Source organism: Gelidimonas denitrificans (genome assembly GCF_055694065.1).
The window spans coordinates 2,826,827-2,841,912 of sequence record NZ_CM146350.1 but is presented as its reverse complement, the minus strand read 5'-3'; the positions used below and the strand labels follow the sequence as shown (position 1 = coordinate 2,841,912).

Sequence of the window (15,086 nt, the reverse complement as noted above, 5' to 3'; positions counted from 1 at the left end):
CCGCTGTCATCAATGTACATTATCCTCAACCCCTAACTATTCCCACTGCCCGCCATGCTGCTCATCCCTGCAATCGATCTTAAAGACGGCCAATGTGTACGCCTTAAACAAGGCGACATGGACCAAGCCACCATATTTTCCAAAGATCCAGCCGCAATGGCGCATCACTGGCTGTTGCAGGGCGCGCGCCGCCTGCATCTGGTGGACCTGAACGGCGCCTTCGCGGGCAAGCCGAAGAACGAATCCGCTGTGAAATCGATTTTGCAGATGGTGCGCGAGTTCGCGCTCGATAACGATATCGAGGAAATCCCAGTACAGCTGGGCGGCGGCATCCGCGATCTGGACACGATCGAACGTTATCTGGACAGCGGTTTGAGCTACATCATCATCGGCACCGCAGCAGTGAAAAACCCTGGCTTCCTGCATGACGCCTGCTGCGCATTCCCGGGCCAGATCATCGTCGGCCTGGACGCCAAGGATGGCAAAGTCGCCACCGATGGCTGGAGCAAGCTGTCTGGTCATGAAGTCATTGATCTGGCCAAGAAGTTCGAAGGTTATGGCGTAGAAGCCATCATCTATACCGATATCGGCCGCGACGGCATGATGGGCGGAGTCAACGTGGAAGCCACGGTGAAACTGGCGCAGGCGGTCAAGATTCCGGTCATCGCATCCGGCGGCGTACATGACATTTCTGACGTGGAAGCGTTGTGTGCAGTGCAGGACGAGGGCATCGAAGGCGTGATTTGCGGTCGCTCGATTTATGAAGGTTCACTCGATTTGCTGTCAGCCCAAACGCGCGCCGATGCGTTGAGTGCATAGCGATGGGGAATTAAATGACACTTGCCAAACGCATCATTCCCTGCCTGGATGTCACCGCCGGCCGCGTGGTCAAGGGCATCAATTTCCTTGAGTTGCGCGATGCTGGTGACCCAGTCGAGATTGCCCGCCGTTACGATGAACAGGGCGCAGACGAGATTACCTTTCTCGATATCACCGCATCAAGCGATGGGCGCGACCTGATTTTGCACATCATCGAGGCGGTCGCCTCGCAAGTGTTCATTCCGCTGACGGTTGGCGGCGGAGTGCGCGTGGTAGAAGATGTGCGGCGCTTGCTGAACGCCGGGGCCGACAAGGTCAGCATCAATACCTCGGCGGTGACCAACCCGCAACTGGTGTTCGATGCCGCGCAAAAATACGGTTCGCAATGCATCGTGGTGGCGATTGACGCGAAGCAGACCGCAACCGGCAAATGGGAAGTATTTACGCACGGCGGTCGCAACCCGACCGGCTTGGATGCAATCGCCTGGGCACAGAAAATGGAGAGCCTCGGTGCCGGTGAAATATTGCTTACCAGCATGGATCGCGACGGCACCAAGGTCGGCTTCGACCTCGGCCTGACGCGCGGCGTTTCAGACGCAGTGAACATCCCGGTAATTGCCTCCGGTGGCGTCGGCGGTCTGCAGGACTTGGCCGATGGCATCAAGGTCGGGCGTGCCGATGCGGTGCTGGCGGCCAGTATTTTTCATTATGGACAACACACTGTGCAGGAAGCAAAGCGCTTCATGGTGGAGCAGGGCATTCCAATGAGGCTAGCATGAACGCAAATTTCAAGTGGTTAAACAAGGTGCGCTGGGACGAGTACGGTCTGGTGCCGGTGATTGCACAGGAAGTGGGCAGCAATGACGTATTGATGTTCGCCTGGATGAATCGCGATGCGCTGACCCGGACGGTGCAACTGGGAGAAGCCGTATACTGGAGTCGCTCGCGCAAGAAACTCTGGCACAAGGGCGAAGAATCGGGGCATATCCAGAAAGTGCATGAAATCCGTCTGGATTGCGACGAGGATGTGGTGTTGCTAAAGGTCGAGCAGACTGATGGCATTGCCTGCCATACCGGGCGGCATTCCTGTTTCTTCCAGAAATTCGAAGGCGCTGCCACCGATGGTGTCTGGCAGGCAGTCGATCCGGTGTTGAAGAACCCTGAAAGCATTTATAAATGAGTGAAACACTAAATCGACTGGCTGCGGTCATCGAATCGCGCAAACTGGCCAATGGCGGCAATCCGGAGACGTCGTATGTGGCGCGTTTGTTTGCCAAGGGCGACGACGCTATCTTGAAAAAAATCGGCGAAGAGGCGACCGAAACCGTGATGGCGGCAAAAGATGCGCGCATCGACGGCGATGCTTCGAAAGTGCTGTATGAATGTGCCGACTTGTGGTTCCATTCGCTGGTCATGCTGGCGCAGTTCGGTTTGACGCCGCAACAGGTGCTGGATGAACTGGCGCGGCGCGAAGGTCTGTCCGGCATCGAAGAAAAAGCGGCGCGCAAGGATATCTTGCGCGACGCCGAAGAGTCGCACAAAAACTGAAATTTAAAAATTACGGAGTCATGTTGGATAATTGCATATTTTGCAAAATTGCGGCAAAAACCATCCCGGCCGAGATTGTTTATGAAGATGATGCGCTGCTGGCATTCAAGGACAACAATCCGGCCGCTCCGGTACACTTGCTGGTGATTCCAAAGCAGCATATCGACACGTTATCGGACTGCGGCAGCGAACACGCCGACCTGTTGGCGCGGATGCTGCTGCTGGTGCCAAAGCTGGCAAAAAAATCCGGCTGTGCGCTAACTAATGACGAAAATAATGGTCAAACAGGTGGTTACAAGACAATGATCAACACGGGTCCGGATGGCGGTCAAGAGGTGTACCATCTGCACCTGCATGTGATCGGTGGACCGAAACCATGGCGCGGCCGACGTTAGGAACGGCGCAGTTAAGTTGGTATGACCGTAAATTTTTTCGCGCCTTCGCGGCACGATGTGAGCGTATCAGGCACACTCTGGCGGTAATGATCCGTCTTGAAAGGAATAATCATGGGTTCGTTAAGTATTTGGCATTGGCTGATTGTCTTGGTCATTGTGATGCTGGTGTTCGGCACCAAGAAAATAGGTAGTATGGGTTCTGACTTGGGCAAGGCAGTCAAGGGTTTCAAGGATGGCGTCAAGGGTGAGGAAGAAAAATCCACAGCCCAGAACTTGCCGAAAACCAATGAAAAAAACACAATTGATGTTGAATCGAAAGAGAAAACGAAGGACTGAGCAGCACCTGTCAGTACGGCGCATGGCAGATGCCATGCGCCATACTTGGTGCTGTTTGCTGCCTGTCGTTAGAGTCTTATGATTGATTTAGGTCTTTCCAAACTGGCATTGATCGGGGTAGTTGCGCTGGTGGTGATCGGCCCTGAAAAATTGCCGAAAGTCGCGCGCATGGTGGGCTCATTACTGGGGCGCGCCCAGCGTTATATCAATGATGTGAAATCCGAGGTCAGTCGCGAGATGGAACTCGATGAGTTGCGCAAAATGCAGGAGGAAGTGCAGGAAGCGGCCAAGGACGTCGAGAGTTCAATCACGCGCAATATATCCGACACCGAGCGCGAACTCAAGACTGCTGTAGGTGGTTTTGACAACGATACGCCATACACGTTCGCTACCGCCCCGCACGAGCAGGTTGCCGCAAAAGCGAAAAGCTTTCGCAAGAAAAAATTGGCTCGTACATCGGCCATCCCCACTTGGTACAAGCAGCGTCATGGCGGCAAGTCGCATTTGCTGTCAGGCGCCGCGCGGGTCTCGAGGTATCGTCCGGGCAGTAAAACTTCCTACTCGTTTCACTAGCGCCCTAGCGCGGGCTGGCCATACGCTGGGGAATGTTTCAAACCAAAGCGGATGCTGGCAAGATGCTCGCTGCACTGCAGTACGCGCTATGATTTGAACTCGCAGGGGATCGGCCAGTTCCTGGTTCTGCAGTGCTTTTTCCAGGGTTAAGCTCCCATTCACTCTCTTAATTTATATGCCAGCAAGCCCTATGTCTGAAGAACCAAAAACAGGTATGGAAGACACCTTCATTTCACATCTGGTCGAGTTGCGCGACCGACTGGTGCGGGCTTCGATTGGCGTGCTGATCATCTGCGGCCTGTTGTTCCTGTGGCCCGGTCCGGCGCATATCTACGACTTCCTGGCACGCCCCATGATGGCTTCATTGCCGTCCGGTGCCAAGATGATCGCCACCGGGGTGATTTCCCCTTTCATGGTGCCAATGAAGGTCACTCTCCTGCTCGCATTCATCCTGGCCTTGCCTTGGGTGTTGTATCAGGTCTGGGCCTTTATCGCGCCTGGCCTATATTTGCATGAGAAGAAACTGGTCATCCCGCTGGTGGTGTCCTCGTCACTGTTGTTTTTGACGGGAATTGCATTTTGTTATTTTCTTGTATTCGGCCGGGTATTCAAATTCATTAACGAATTCGCGCCCGCTTCCATCACGGTGGCGCCTGATATAGAGAATTACCTGGATTTTGTGATGTCGATGTGCCTGGCTTTCGGCTTGACGTTCGAGGTGCCTATTGTGGTGATCGTACTGGTGCGGATGGGGGTGGTGACGCTGGAAAAATTGAAGTCGATTCGGCCTTACGTCATCGTCGGTTCTTTCGTGATCGCTGCCATCGTGACGCCGCCCGATGTAGTGAGCCAGTTTTCACTGGCAGTGCCGATGTGCCTGTTGTATGAACTGGGATTGCTGGTGGCCCCGATTTTTGCCAAGGCAACGCAAGCGCCGGCTAAAGAAGCGCCCGAAGCCTGAGTGTGTTTATATACTCATCCATGCGATGGCGGCTTCCACACTAAATCAAAGGGAAATTAGTATATACCCCTGTAATAATTCAGAAAGAACATAGCTATAGTTGCGGCACACCACGCAACCACGCCACCAGCGCATAGGCATCGCGGAAACCAGAAAGCAGAGTCGCGGTGGCCGCTTCCGGCGTGTTCCGGTTCAACTCAGCCTCCTTCCAGACGAAGAAATTCTTCAGCTTGATCTGCTCGATATGCGGCAGGTCCGCAGCGAATCCTTTGGGCGGGCGTGTCAATTTACCTTCTTCATAGAAGCCGCCGAATGCGGCTCGCAATTTCCTGTCCTTTAGAAGTTTGTCAAAGCCTTGTGTATCCACTGTGATTTGTGTGCGAATGGCGCGCAAACGATGTGATGGCGGCGCGTATTCGCCAGCACCAAACTGCAGTTGTCCGGCCGCATTGATCAGAAAATAATAGACCGGGCCGCCGCCCTCGCTTGGTTTCTTGCGCCCGCTAGGCAAGATCGAAGCGGAAAACGTGGTTTTGTAGGGTCTTTTATCCTTTGAGAAACGCATGTCGCGGTTGATTCGGAACAAGGCCTTTTTAGGATCGCAACCGGCGACGGGCGGATCAAAAACAGCAATCTCGGCAATCAGGCCGCTGACGAACGCCAGAAATTCTTCGCGCAGTATGTCGTAACGCGGCCGGTTCATTGCGAACCAGGCGCGGTTGTTGTTTTCACTTAATTCAGTGAGAAACTGAATCAGGTCACGGATGTGCATGGCAGAAATCGTGTGGCCTGGTGCGGGTGATGCTGAGGTATCGTCTGTATTTTCATTGTTCGCGCTGAATTTTCGGGCGCTTGCCAATTGTGACTTGCAATACAGATTTCTGGTTGCGGCGCGAAATGGTGAATTTTGCTTTATTGCCTGGAGTCAGTTGCGCGATCAGGTTGAGCATTTCCGTGATATCGGTGACAGGTTTGTCTTCAATCGCGACCAGTATGTCGCCCGGCTTGATCCCGGCTTTATCGGCCGGGCCGTCGCGCAGAACGCCGGCGATGATGGCCCCGGCCTTCGTGGTCAGGCCAAAGCTTTCCGCCAGTTCTGGCGTGATATCTTGCGGTTCGACACCAATCCAGCCGCGCACTACCTGGCCGGTACTGATGATCGATTCCATGACTGTCTTGACGGTCGAGACCGGGATGGCAAAACCGATTCCGAGTGAGCCGCCACTACTGGAATAGATGGCAGTGTTGATGCCGAGCAGGTTGCCATTGGTGTCGATCAGCGCACCGCCCGAATTGCCTGGATTGATGGCGGCGTCTGTCTGGATAAAATTCTCGAAGGTATTGATGCCAAGATGATTGCGTCCCAACGCCGAAATAATGCCCATGGTGACCGTCTGACCGACACCGAATGGATTGCCAATGGCAAGTACTGGGTCCCCAACCCGAACTTGTTCGATGCGCCCCAAGGTAATGGCAGGCAGATTCGGCACATCAATCTTGATCACGGCCAAGTCTGTTTCAGGGTCGGCGCCCACCACTTTAGCAACCGCTTTGCGTCCATCGGCAAGAGCTACTTCGATTTCATCGGCTGCTTCGACTACATGATTGTTGGTCAAAATATAGCCTTGCTGGCTGATTACGACACCGGAACCAAGACTCGATTGCTTTTCTTCCTGCGCGCCATAGCCGTCACCAAAGAATTTCTTGAAAAAAGGGTCATCCAAGTAGGGGTTTTTCAGCTGCCTGGCTTCCTTGGTGGTGAATATATTGACCACCGATGGCATGGCGCGCTTGGCAGCGTCCCGATAAGAATTTTGCGCTGGCGACTGCGATGGCATCGCCTCCTGTATTGATACTGAAGAAGATGCAATGCGCAAGTTTTGCGAGCCGCCAAGTCTGCCGGTCCAATCTGGTTTCAAGGTCGTTACAATGAACCATACGGCCAGACCAATAGTCACAGCTTGTGCAAATAATAACCAAAAACGTCGCATATGAAGGTAAGGGAAAATGAGTCAACAATCGGTAAATAGGGATGAGTTGGCAAAATTTCTAGCGCTCACCTTGGAAATTACACGTTTTAACGATTATTGTCCAAACGGATTGCAGGTGGCAGGAATTGCATCGATAAAAACGCTCGTCACGGGAGTGACTGCCAATTTGGCCTTGCTTGAAGCTGCAATCATCCTGAAGGCAGACGCAGTACTGGTACACCACGGTTATTTCTGGCGCGGAGAAGATCCATGCATAGTGGGCATCAAGCAAAAGAGATTGAAATTGTTACTAACGCACGATATGAGTTTGTTCGCCTATCATCTGCCGCTGGATGCGCATCCAACCCTGGGAAACAATGCGCAACTAGCCAAAGTGCTTGAACTGTCTATGGATGCTCACTTTGGTGCCGATAATTTAGGTTGTCTTGGCACTGTCATGAACGCATCTATCAGAACCGCAGCAGATCTGGCGCTCTTGGTGGAAGCAAAACTAGGCCGGCGGCCATTGCTTATAGGCGATCCGGTGCAGCCTGTGCGCCGGATTGCCTGGTGTACCGGTGCGGCCCAAAGTTTCATGGTGGATGCCATTGCGGCTGGAGTGGATATTTACCTAAGCGGTGAAATCTCGGAGCCTACCGTCCATCTGGCGCGCGAAGCCGGTGTTGCCTACCTGGCTTGCGGTCATCACGCGACTGAACGCTACGGGGTGCAGGCACTGGGCCAGTTTTTGTCCCAGCAGTTTGGTATTACGCATCATTTTATTGATATCGACAATCCGGTGTAGCGGATAGATGGATTATCGGGTTTTAAGTGCATCGCGGATTTCGCGCAGCAGAATCACCTCTTCTGGCGTGACTGCAGGCGCGAGAGGCGTTTCTGCCTGTTTCATTTTATTAAACAGGCGAATCATCTGGAAAATAATGAAAGCCAGAATGATGAAGTTTAACGAAATAGTGATGAAGTTGCCGTAGGCCAGTACAGCGCCCGCTTTTTTCGCCTCCGCTAGTGCTAGTCCGGTGCTTTGCCCGTTCAGCGGCAGGTAATAGTTGGAAAAATCCAGTCCGCCCACCATAGTTCCGACTATCGGCATGATGATGTCTTCCACTAGCGAAGCAACAATTTTTCCGAACGCTGCGCCGATAATCACACCGACGGCCAGATCCATGACGTTGCCTCTGGAAATAAAGTTTTTGAATTCTCGTGCCATGCTCATGGAATTCCCCTGTTTGTCGTTGTTATAAGCGTAATTTGATTCTGGCGTTGTACTTTGCACGAAATCAAGCGAAATGCAAACCACTGGGTTTTGATCTTAGAGCTTGTGATAGGTGTTGTTTTTCCATTGTTGGGTGCTGTCCGGGCATGCAGCGATAAAAACTTGTGTAAGTTGGACTGCTGGTAATTTTTCTTTATAAGAAACGCAAGCTCCGTTATAATTTAGAGTTGATAGAAGCCCTGTATACATTTTTAATGGTGCTTCGCGCAAGTTTCGTATTTTGACTGATTGGGGTTGGTATGAGTAACGAAAAGCAGGTCGATTCCGGCCGACGCGGTTTGCTCGTGGCCACGGCTGCGATAGGTGGTGTGGCTGGTTTGGCAACGGCGGGAGCATTGGTAAGTACCTTTCAGCCATCCGAGCGAGCTAAGGCTGCCGGTGCGCCGGTGGAGGTGGATATCTCGGGTCTGAAGCCAGGTGAAATGAAGGTTGTAGCTTGGCGCGGCAAGCCAGTATGGCTGTTAAAGCGCACCCCTGAAATGATGGCTGCATTGTCCAAACTCGAGGATAAACTGGCCGACCCTGTATCAGAAAAATCCTATACGATGGATTTGCCGTCCTATTGCGATAAGCATACGCGGTCACGTCCTGAACACAAGGACGTCTTGATCGCTGTTGGTATTTGCCCTCATCTGGGCTGTTCTCCTAACTCCAAGTTTCAGGCTGGCGCACAACCTTCATTGCCGGATGACTGGGCTGGCGGCTTTCTCTGCCCTTGTCATGGATCAACATTCGACTTGGCTGGGCGCGTATACAAGAACAAGCCTTCGCCAACCAATCTGGACGTCCCGCGTCATATGTATCTGTCGGATTCCAAAATCATTATCGGTAAAGACGAGAAAGGTGAGGCGTAATCATGGCGTTTCATGAAAAGCAACTTCCGGCCGATGCACCATTAGCTGCCAAGGCGATGAATTGGATTGATTCGCGCTTCCCGCTAACATCGACGTATAAAGCGCATTTGTCCGAATATTACGCACCTAAAAACTTTAACTTCTGGTATTTCTTCGGTTCGCTCGCCATGCTGGTGCTGGTGATGCAGATCGTTACCGGAATTTTTCTGACCATGCATTACAAGCCGGACGCGACGCTCGCATTCTCCTCAGTTGAGTACATCATGCGCGACGTACCATGGGGTTGGCTGGTGCGCTATATGCATTCCACCGGTGCTTCCGCATTTTTCATCGTGGTCTATCTGCACATGGTCCGCGGTCTGCTCTACGGCTCCTACCGCAAGCCACGTGAACTGGTCTGGTTGTTTGGCGTCGGCATTTTTCTGTGCCTGATGGCTGAAGCTTTCATGGGCTACTTATTGCCATGGGGGCAAATGTCTTACTGGGGTGCGCAGGTGATCGTCAATTTGTTCGGCGCCATTCCATTCATCGGTCCAGATCTGTCATTGTGGATTCGCGGGGATTACGTGGTGGGTGATGCGACTCTGAATCGGTTTTTCTCGTTCCACGTTATTGCAGTTCCTTTAGTGCTGTTGGGCTTGGTTGTCGCCCACATTATTGCGCTGCATGAAGTAGGTTCGAATAACCCTGACGGAATCGAGATCAAGGACACGACAGATGCGAACGGCGTTCCGCTCGACGGCATTCCTTTCCATCCGTATTACTCTGTTCATGACATGGTGGGTGTGACTGCCTTCCTGATCATATTCTCAGCAATCGTATTTTTTGCTCCGGAAATGGGCGGCTACTTCCTTGAGTACAATAACTTCGTCCCGGCCGATCCACTGACGACGCCATTGCACATTGCGCCAACCTGGTACTTCACGCCGTTCTACTCGGTGCTGCGCGCGACCACGGCGGACTTTATGTATGTGTTGATGGCTGCGATTGCCGCCTATGTCGTGTTCATTTGGCTCAAATCGCGCCTGTCGACCAAGATCAAGGCGGCCATTGCCGTGATTGCACTGGTCGCCATCGTCGGTATGCTGCCAAGCATCCTAGACGCGAAATTCTGGGGAGTGGTCTTGTTCGGTTTGTCGGTCGTGATCCTGGCGTTCCTTCCTTGGTTGGATTACTCGAAAGCCAAGTCGATTCGCTACCGTCCGCAATGGCATAAGTACATATACATCTTGTTCGGCATCGCGTTCCTGACGCTTGGTTACCTCGGTACACAACCACCTACCGCTACCCGCACTCTTGTTGCGCAAGTGTGTACGCTGTTCTACTTTAGCTTCTTCTTGTTAATGCCGTGGTGGAGTGCAATGGGTACATTCAAGACCGTGCCAGACCGTGTCACTTTCCATTCGCACTAAGCGCAAAAGGGATACTACAAATGAAATTTTTTAAAAAACTGATTGCTGCCATTGTACTGGTGCCTGCTTTCGCTTTTGCATCAGAGGGCGGCTTTCCGCTGGACCACGCACCAGATCGCAGCACTGATATGGCCGCTTTGCAGAACGGCGCCAAGCTTTTTGTTAATTATTGCCTGAACTGCCATGCGGCTGCATCGATGCGTTACAACCGCCTCGGAGATATCGGTCTGACTGACGATCAGATCAAGACCAATCTGATGTTTACCGGTGAAAAGGTCGGCGATCTGATGCAAACAACGATGACCGCCAAAGATGCCAAAGAATGGTTTGGCGTGGTGCCACCGGATCTGTCCGTGATTGCGCGGGCGCGTTCTTCCGGCGCTGGCTCAGGTTCAGACTATCTGTACACATACTTGCGCACCTACTACAAAGACAATACGCGTCCAACAGGCTGGAATAACATGGTATTTCCGAATGTTGGGATGCCACATGTTCTGTGGGAGTTGCAAGGTACGCGCACGGCCAAGTTTGTGGAGGAAAAAGATCCGCACGGAACTGGCGTAATACATAAATTTTCTGGATTCGAGCAGGCTACAGCGGGAAAATTATCCGCCAATGACTATGATGCTGCCGTTGGCGACCTGGTCGGCTATCTGCAATGGATGGGTGAGCCTATACAAAATACTCGCAAACGCTTGGGCGTCTGGGTGTTGCTTTTCCTCGGGATATTCTTTGTCGTTGCCTGGCGTTTGAACGCTGCCTTCTGGAAAGATATCAAGTAATATCATGCGCTCGCACCTCGCGGGCGGATATTTTCGGGTGAGCCGTTTTACGTCTCGCCCCTTTGTTTTTTAAAGGAACTATAAAATGATGGTTCTCTATTCGGGTACAACCTGCCCATTCTCGCAACGTTGCCGTCTGGTCCTGTTTGAAAAAGGCATGGATTTTGAAATCCGCGATGTCGACCTGTTCAATAAACCAGAGGACATCTCTACGATGAACCCATACGGCCAAGTGCCGATTCTGGTCGAGCGCGATTTGATCCTGTATGAATCGAACATCATCAATGAATACATCGACGAACGTTTCCCACATCCGCAATTGATGCCGGCAGATCCATTAATGCGGGCACGGGCCCGGTTAATGCTGTTTAATTTTGAAAAAGAGTTGTTCATTCACGTCCATACTCTGGAAAATGAGAAAACCAAGGGCGCAGAAAAGAGCCAAGAAAAGGCGCGTATCGAAATCCGCGATCGGCTGACAACGCTTGCGCCATTGTTCTTGAAGAATAAATATATGCTGGGTGATGATTTCTCCATGCTCGACGTAGCAATTGCACCACTGTTATGGCGTCTTGACCACTACGGCATTGAGCTGTCGAAAACGGCGGTGCCGATCATGAAATACGCTGAACGCATTTTTTCGCGTCCGGCGTATATTGAAGCATTGACTCCTTCTGAAAAAGTCATGCGCCGTTAAACCGGTCGCATTCAGCAAGTACGCGTTCAGGTTGGGGCAGCAGTATGCCGCTGTTGAAGTCTGCAGCAACCTGAACGATTTCCAGGCAAAACCTTTTTACTGCATTTGCAATATGTCCGAACTTTCCACCAAGCCTTATTTATTGCGTGCCATCTACGAATGGTGCACTGACAGCGGTTATACGCCGTATCTTGCAGTCAAGGTTGATGCACGCAGCCATGTTCCGATGGAGTTCGTCCGCAATGGCGAGATCGTGTTGAACATCAGTTTTAGCGCTACCAGCAATCTGAAGATGGAAAGTGACTTTGTCAGTTTCAGCGCCCGTTTTGGCGGCGTGTCGCGCCAGATTTCAGTTGCGGTTGAAGGAGTCATGGCAATCTATGCCCATGAAAACGGTCAGGGCATGGCATTCGAGCCCCAAGATGCGCAAGCTGACCAAGCCACAATTGCGCCGCGTCAGGATAGCAATGCAGGAAACACTGTAGGCGACGCTATGAAAAATACTCCGGCTTTGGCAGCCGTGCCGGCAGTCGTCGAAAAGGCCCATGATGTGGCTGGCAAGGATGATCCTGAAACGCCGAATTCATCAAAAAAACCGGGCAGACCTGTACTAACTAGAATCAAGTAGTTTATAATATTGTTTTTCGCCGGCTTAGCTCATTTGGTAGAGCAGTTGACTTGTAATCATCAGGTGGCCAGTTCGATTCCGGCAGCCGGCACCAGAATAAAGCAGCAAAATTAAAGGGTTACACGCTTCGGCTTGTAACCCTTTTTTCTTTTTGGCTTCCTTCATGGCGCTGTGTAGTTACTGTGTAACGAGTTTCCTGATTTGATCAGCAGCGAGCCCTCTCCGTCGTGGAGTAGTTCCGCTACAGGTGCCATTGTAGTTAGCAGGCGCCATTGCGGGTGTGCCTGCGGCGCGCACCAGACATCGAAGTGTAGCCGCGACAGTGCCAGCGGATCTTGCAGCAGCAGGTTGGCCTGCTCCGGCGTCAGTGCATCGGCGCCATGTTCCAGCGCGACGTCTGCCAATTCCATGTGCTGCTCGCGCGTAGTTGCGGGCAAACCGGGACGTGCGGTGGCGCAGGCGCACAGCAGCGCGTTAAGCAATGGATCGACCACCGCATCTGTAAAAGCCGGCGCGGGCGGCGTCGCTGCGAAATGGGCATTGGTGGCGCGTAATTCCGGCGGCGGCTTCATCTCTTCGGGAATCAGGAACAGGCGCAGGCGGCGCATGCGACGTCCGAGCGACACCCGGCTGGAAAATACCGACAGCGGAATCGACAGCATCAGTGCGCCGACGATCGGCAGCAGCCACCATAGAAACGATGGATTCAGCCAGAACACGCCGCCACCCCAAACCAGCCCCAGCAACGTATGCCAACCGTGCTTGCGGAATGCTTCGCCCCAGCTGGTTTCGGCGTTGTCACGCGGCGGCGACTTCCAGTGCATCTCCCAACCGAGAAACGCAGCAGCCACGAAGCGCGAGTGGAACAGCATCCGAACCGGTGCCAGCAGCGCCGAAAATACCAGTTCCATCAGCATGCTGAGCGTCACGTGCAGGCTGCCGCCGAAACGTTTCGCACCCTGCACGCAGATCAGCAGCACGCTCAGGATTTTCGGCAAAAACAGCAGTGTGGCAGTGGCGGAAAACAAGGCCACCGCTTTATCCGGATGCCATTCTGGCCAGATCGGAAACAGCTGGCGCGGCTCGATGAAATACTCCGGCAGCGTCAGCATGTGCGACGCCAGCATGCCGGTCGATAAGGCAAGGAACAAGAACCACAGCGGCGCCGACAGATAGGCCATGACGCCGGTGGCGAATACCGCGCGGTGCACCGGGTGCATGCCGTGCGCCAGAAATAATCTGAAGTTCATCAGGTTGCCGTGGCACCAGCGGCGGTCGCGCTTCAGTTCGTCCAGCAGGTTCGGCGGCATTTCCTCGTAGCTGCCTACCAGATCGTAGGCGATCCAGACCGCCCAGCCGGCGCGCCGCATCAGCGCCGCTTCGACGAAATCGTGCGACAGAATTTCACCGGACAGCGAGCCGCGTCCGGGCAGCGGCGCCAGCGCACAGTGGCGGATGAATGGCGCCAAGCGGATGATCGCGTTGTGCCCCCAGTAATGCGACTCGCCCAGTTGCCAGTAGTGCAGACCGGCGGTAAACAGCGGGCCGTAGACTCGCGTCGAAAATTGTTGGATGCGCGCATACAGCGTATCGCGCCCGGATGCGCGCGGCGCGGTCTGGATGATGCCGGCGCCGGAGTTGGCTTCCATCAGCCGGACCAGCTTGGCCAGGCAGCCGCCGCTCATCACGCTGTCGGCATCCAGCACGATCATGTAGCGGTAGTTGCTGCCCCAGCGCCGACAGAAATTGTCAATGTTGCCGCTCTTGCGCTTGACACGCCGCAGCCGGCGTCGGTAGAAAATGTGGCCAAAGCCGTCGACCGCCTGGCACAACCGGTTCCAGGCAGCCAGTTCGGCTACGCACAGGTCGGGCTGGTTGCTGTCGCTCAGGACGAAAAAATCGAAATGCTGCAGCGTGCCGTTGCGCCGCACCGACTCGTAAGTGGCGCGCAGACCGGCGAAGACACGGTTCACGTCTTCATTGCAAATCGGCATCACAATCGCGGTCCGGGCTGCGGCATCGATCGATGCATTGTTCGTCCCGTCGGCAAGGTTGCCAGCGTCGCCGGATGAAATCATGTAGCTATCGCCGCCGCGCAACAGCACCAGAAAACCAGCCATTGCGGTCCAAAATCCAGCCGAGACCCAGCAGAACAGAATGGCGAACAGCGCCAGCGTGATTATTTCCATTGGCCTGGTGCCGTGATACGGCAATACTGCGCTCATGAAATAGGTGGCCAGGCCGGTTTGCCCAAACATCAGGAACAGCAGGATCAGCCGCCGCCAGCCGCCGCCGCGCTGCCAGTTGCCGGCCGGATCTGGCGCGTCTGCCGACGGCGGCCCGGTGCGGATGGTTTGCGCGGTGTGATCGTGGTTGCCGCTCAGTCTGTGCAGCCAACGGGTCAACGGATTCAATGCGCCCCATGGCTGCGGCACCATCGAAACGCGGTTCAGCGGCGGCGTGGTGTTAACCCGGCTACGGCCGCAACGGTCAATGTCGATGGTTGGTGCCGGAACTGGCACCGGTTGCTGTGGCAATCCTGCCGGTGGCGAGGATTGATAGGCCAACTGCAAACGCGTCGCAACCGACGCATAGGCCGGGTTGTCGCTATCGCTGTCGTTGCTGGCGTCGTCGGCCAGCGTCTGGTGCAGAGCGCGCATCGCCCGCTGCGGCTGGTCGTCGTCGCAGCGGGCGGTGGCGTTCTGCAAGGCTTGCCGCTGCAGCGTGGTCAGCGGCAGGCGGTCAAGATAACGGTCGATGGCGTCAGCGCAATGCACATTACTATGCACCGGCGCCAGCTCGGCCTCTGCGGGAGGC

The 15,086-nt window shown here is 54.0% G+C and carries 18 protein-coding genes and 1 tRNA gene; 15 read left to right on the top strand and 4 right to left on the bottom strand.

Features of this window, described 5'->3' with window-relative positions:
- The first annotated feature begins 54 nt into the window (after positions 1-54).
- The 8 genes from hisA (at position 55) to tatC (ending at position 4,632) form a co-directional block, all read left to right on the top strand.
- A complete protein-coding gene (gene hisA / locus FKCLFG_RS13270) occupies positions 55-819 on the top strand; it encodes a 1-(5-phosphoribosyl)-5-[(5-phosphoribosylamino)methylideneamino]imidazole-4-carboxamide isomerase (RefSeq protein ID WP_472613548.1) in 765 nt (254 codons plus the stop codon).
- Positions 820-833: 14 nt separating this feature from the next.
- On the top strand, positions 834-1,598 hold the full coding sequence (hisF, locus tag FKCLFG_RS13265) for an imidazole glycerol phosphate synthase subunit HisF (RefSeq protein ID WP_472613547.1): 765 nt from the start codon (positions 834-836) through the stop codon (positions 1,596-1,598).
- Positions 1,595-1,999: a phosphoribosyl-AMP cyclohydrolase gene (hisI, locus tag FKCLFG_RS13260; protein WP_472613546.1), complete on the top strand. Its 405-nt coding sequence runs from the start codon at positions 1,595-1,597 to the stop codon at positions 1,997-1,999. Before hisF ends, hisI begins: the two co-directional genes overlap by 4 nt.
- Positions 1,996-2,367 (top strand): phosphoribosyl-ATP diphosphatase, encoded by a 372-nt coding sequence (locus FKCLFG_RS13255; RefSeq protein WP_472613545.1) that lies wholly within the window; start codon positions 1,996-1,998, stop codon positions 2,365-2,367. Before hisI ends, FKCLFG_RS13255 begins: the two co-directional genes overlap by 4 nt.
- Before the next feature lie 23 nt (positions 2,368-2,390).
- Positions 2,391-2,762: a histidine triad nucleotide-binding protein gene (locus tag FKCLFG_RS13250; protein ID WP_472613544.1), complete on the top strand. Its 372-nt coding sequence runs from the start codon at positions 2,391-2,393 to the stop codon at positions 2,760-2,762.
- A 111-nt stretch (positions 2,763-2,873) separates the two neighbouring features.
- Positions 2,874-3,098, top strand: coding sequence for a Sec-independent protein translocase subunit TatA (gene tatA, locus FKCLFG_RS13245; protein ID WP_472613543.1), 225 nt, complete (start codon positions 2,874-2,876; stop codon positions 3,096-3,098).
- A 78-nt stretch (positions 3,099-3,176) separates the two neighbouring features.
- Positions 3,177-3,671: a Sec-independent protein translocase protein TatB gene (tatB, locus tag FKCLFG_RS13240; protein ID WP_472613542.1), complete on the top strand. Its 495-nt coding sequence runs from the start codon at positions 3,177-3,179 to the stop codon at positions 3,669-3,671.
- Positions 3,672-3,861: 190 nt separating this feature from the next.
- Positions 3,862-4,632 carry a twin-arginine translocase subunit TatC gene (tatC, locus tag FKCLFG_RS13235; RefSeq protein ID WP_472613541.1) on the top strand — a complete coding sequence of 257 codons (771 nt, stop codon included), beginning with the start codon at positions 3,862-3,864 and terminating at the stop codon, positions 4,630-4,632.
- 94 nt (positions 4,633-4,726) lie between these two features.
- Here tatC and FKCLFG_RS13230 read toward each other — a convergent pair whose 3' ends face one another.
- Both FKCLFG_RS13230 and FKCLFG_RS13225 read right to left on the bottom strand, forming a co-directional pair.
- The gene (locus FKCLFG_RS13230; protein WP_472613540.1) at positions 4,727-5,404 is read right to left on the bottom strand and encodes a DUF2461 domain-containing protein; all 678 of its coding nucleotides are present in this window, start codon (positions 5,402-5,404) and stop codon (positions 4,727-4,729) included.
- A 52-nt stretch (positions 5,405-5,456) separates the two neighbouring features.
- Complete coding sequence (locus FKCLFG_RS13225; RefSeq protein ID WP_472613539.1) at positions 5,457-6,623, bottom strand: Do family serine endopeptidase; 1,167 nt, start codon at positions 6,621-6,623, stop codon at positions 5,457-5,459.
- 16 nt (positions 6,624-6,639) lie between these two features.
- Here FKCLFG_RS13225 and FKCLFG_RS13220 point away from each other — a divergent pair, with 16 nt between their 5' ends.
- Positions 6,640-7,407 (top strand): Nif3-like dinuclear metal center hexameric protein, encoded by a 768-nt coding sequence (locus FKCLFG_RS13220; RefSeq protein ID WP_472613538.1) that lies wholly within the window; start codon positions 6,640-6,642, stop codon positions 7,405-7,407.
- 12 nt (positions 7,408-7,419) lie between these two features.
- On the opposite strand, the gene mscL is transcribed toward FKCLFG_RS13220, so the two are convergent.
- Positions 7,420-7,836 (bottom strand): large conductance mechanosensitive channel protein MscL, encoded by a 417-nt coding sequence (gene mscL, locus FKCLFG_RS13215; RefSeq protein WP_472613537.1) that lies wholly within the window; start codon positions 7,834-7,836, stop codon positions 7,420-7,422.
- A 299-nt stretch (positions 7,837-8,135) separates the two neighbouring features.
- On the opposite strand from mscL, the gene petA reads away from it, so the two are divergent.
- From petA to FKCLFG_RS13185, 6 genes are all read left to right on the top strand, one after another.
- On the top strand, positions 8,136-8,750 hold the full coding sequence (petA, locus tag FKCLFG_RS13210; RefSeq protein WP_472613536.1) for a ubiquinol-cytochrome c reductase iron-sulfur subunit: 615 nt from the start codon (positions 8,136-8,138) through the stop codon (positions 8,748-8,750).
- On the top strand, positions 8,750-10,162 hold the full coding sequence (locus tag FKCLFG_RS13205; protein WP_472615861.1) for a cytochrome b: 1,413 nt from the start codon (positions 8,750-8,752) through the stop codon (positions 10,160-10,162). Before petA ends, FKCLFG_RS13205 begins: the two co-directional genes overlap by 1 nt.
- 20 nt (positions 10,163-10,182) lie before the next feature.
- Positions 10,183-10,944: a cytochrome c1 gene (locus FKCLFG_RS13200; RefSeq protein ID WP_472613535.1), complete on the top strand. Its 762-nt coding sequence runs from the start codon at positions 10,183-10,185 to the stop codon at positions 10,942-10,944.
- Between the two features lie 85 nt (positions 10,945-11,029).
- Positions 11,030-11,641 (top strand): glutathione S-transferase N-terminal domain-containing protein, encoded by a 612-nt coding sequence (locus tag FKCLFG_RS13195; RefSeq protein ID WP_472613534.1) that lies wholly within the window; start codon positions 11,030-11,032, stop codon positions 11,639-11,641.
- A gap of 112 nt (positions 11,642-11,753) precedes the next feature.
- The gene (locus tag FKCLFG_RS13190) at positions 11,754-12,269 is read left to right on the top strand and encodes a ClpXP protease specificity-enhancing factor (protein WP_472613533.1); all 516 of its coding nucleotides are present in this window, start codon (positions 11,754-11,756) and stop codon (positions 12,267-12,269) included.
- Positions 12,270-12,287: 18 nt separating this feature from the next.
- A tRNA-Thr gene (locus tag FKCLFG_RS13185) sits at positions 12,288-12,363 on the top strand.
- A 67-nt stretch (positions 12,364-12,430) separates the two neighbouring features.
- Here the strand turns inward: FKCLFG_RS13185 and mdoH are convergent.
- Positions 12,431-15,058 carry a glucans biosynthesis glucosyltransferase MdoH gene (gene mdoH / locus FKCLFG_RS13180; protein ID WP_472613532.1) on the bottom strand — a complete coding sequence of 876 codons (2,628 nt, stop codon included), beginning with the start codon at positions 15,056-15,058 and terminating at the stop codon, positions 12,431-12,433.
- Between the last annotated feature and the right edge of the window lie 28 nt (positions 15,059-15,086).

Bases quoted from the DNA above. Each gene is read 5' to 3' on its own strand.
- tatA (WP_472613543.1), top strand. From the start codon at position 2,874: ATGGGTTCGTTAAGTATTTGGCATTGGCTGATTGTCTTGGTCATTGTG.
- petA (WP_472613536.1), top strand. From the start codon at position 8,136: ATGAGTAACGAAAAGCAGGTCGATTCCGGCCGACGCGGTTTGCTCGTG.
- hisF (WP_472613547.1), top strand. From the start codon at position 834: ATGACACTTGCCAAACGCATCATTCCCTGCCTGGATGTCACCGCCGGC.
- tatB (WP_472613542.1), top strand. From the start codon at position 3,177: ATGATTGATTTAGGTCTTTCCAAACTGGCATTGATCGGGGTAGTTGCG.
- FKCLFG_RS13220 (WP_472613538.1), top strand. From the start codon at position 6,640: ATGAGTCAACAATCGGTAAATAGGGATGAGTTGGCAAAATTTCTAGCG.
- hisA (WP_472613548.1), top strand. From the start codon at position 55: ATGCTGCTCATCCCTGCAATCGATCTTAAAGACGGCCAATGTGTACGC.
- FKCLFG_RS13190 (WP_472613533.1), top strand. From the start codon at position 11,754: ATGTCCGAACTTTCCACCAAGCCTTATTTATTGCGTGCCATCTACGAA.
- FKCLFG_RS13200 (WP_472613535.1), top strand. From the start codon at position 10,183: ATGAAATTTTTTAAAAAACTGATTGCTGCCATTGTACTGGTGCCTGCT.
- FKCLFG_RS13225 (WP_472613539.1), bottom strand. From the start codon at position 6,623: ATGCGACGTTTTTGGTTATTATTTGCACAAGCTGTGACTATTGGTCTG.
- FKCLFG_RS13195 (WP_472613534.1), top strand. From the start codon at position 11,030: ATGATGGTTCTCTATTCGGGTACAACCTGCCCATTCTCGCAACGTTGC.
- tatC (WP_472613541.1), top strand. From the start codon at position 3,862: ATGTCTGAAGAACCAAAAACAGGTATGGAAGACACCTTCATTTCACAT.
- hisI (WP_472613546.1), top strand. From the start codon at position 1,595: ATGAACGCAAATTTCAAGTGGTTAAACAAGGTGCGCTGGGACGAGTAC.
- FKCLFG_RS13230 (WP_472613540.1), bottom strand. From the start codon at position 5,404: ATGCACATCCGTGACCTGATTCAGTTTCTCACTGAATTAAGTGAAAAC.
- FKCLFG_RS13255 (WP_472613545.1), top strand. From the start codon at position 1,996: ATGAGTGAAACACTAAATCGACTGGCTGCGGTCATCGAATCGCGCAAA.
- mscL (WP_472613537.1), bottom strand. From the start codon at position 7,836: ATGAGCATGGCACGAGAATTCAAAAACTTTATTTCCAGAGGCAACGTC.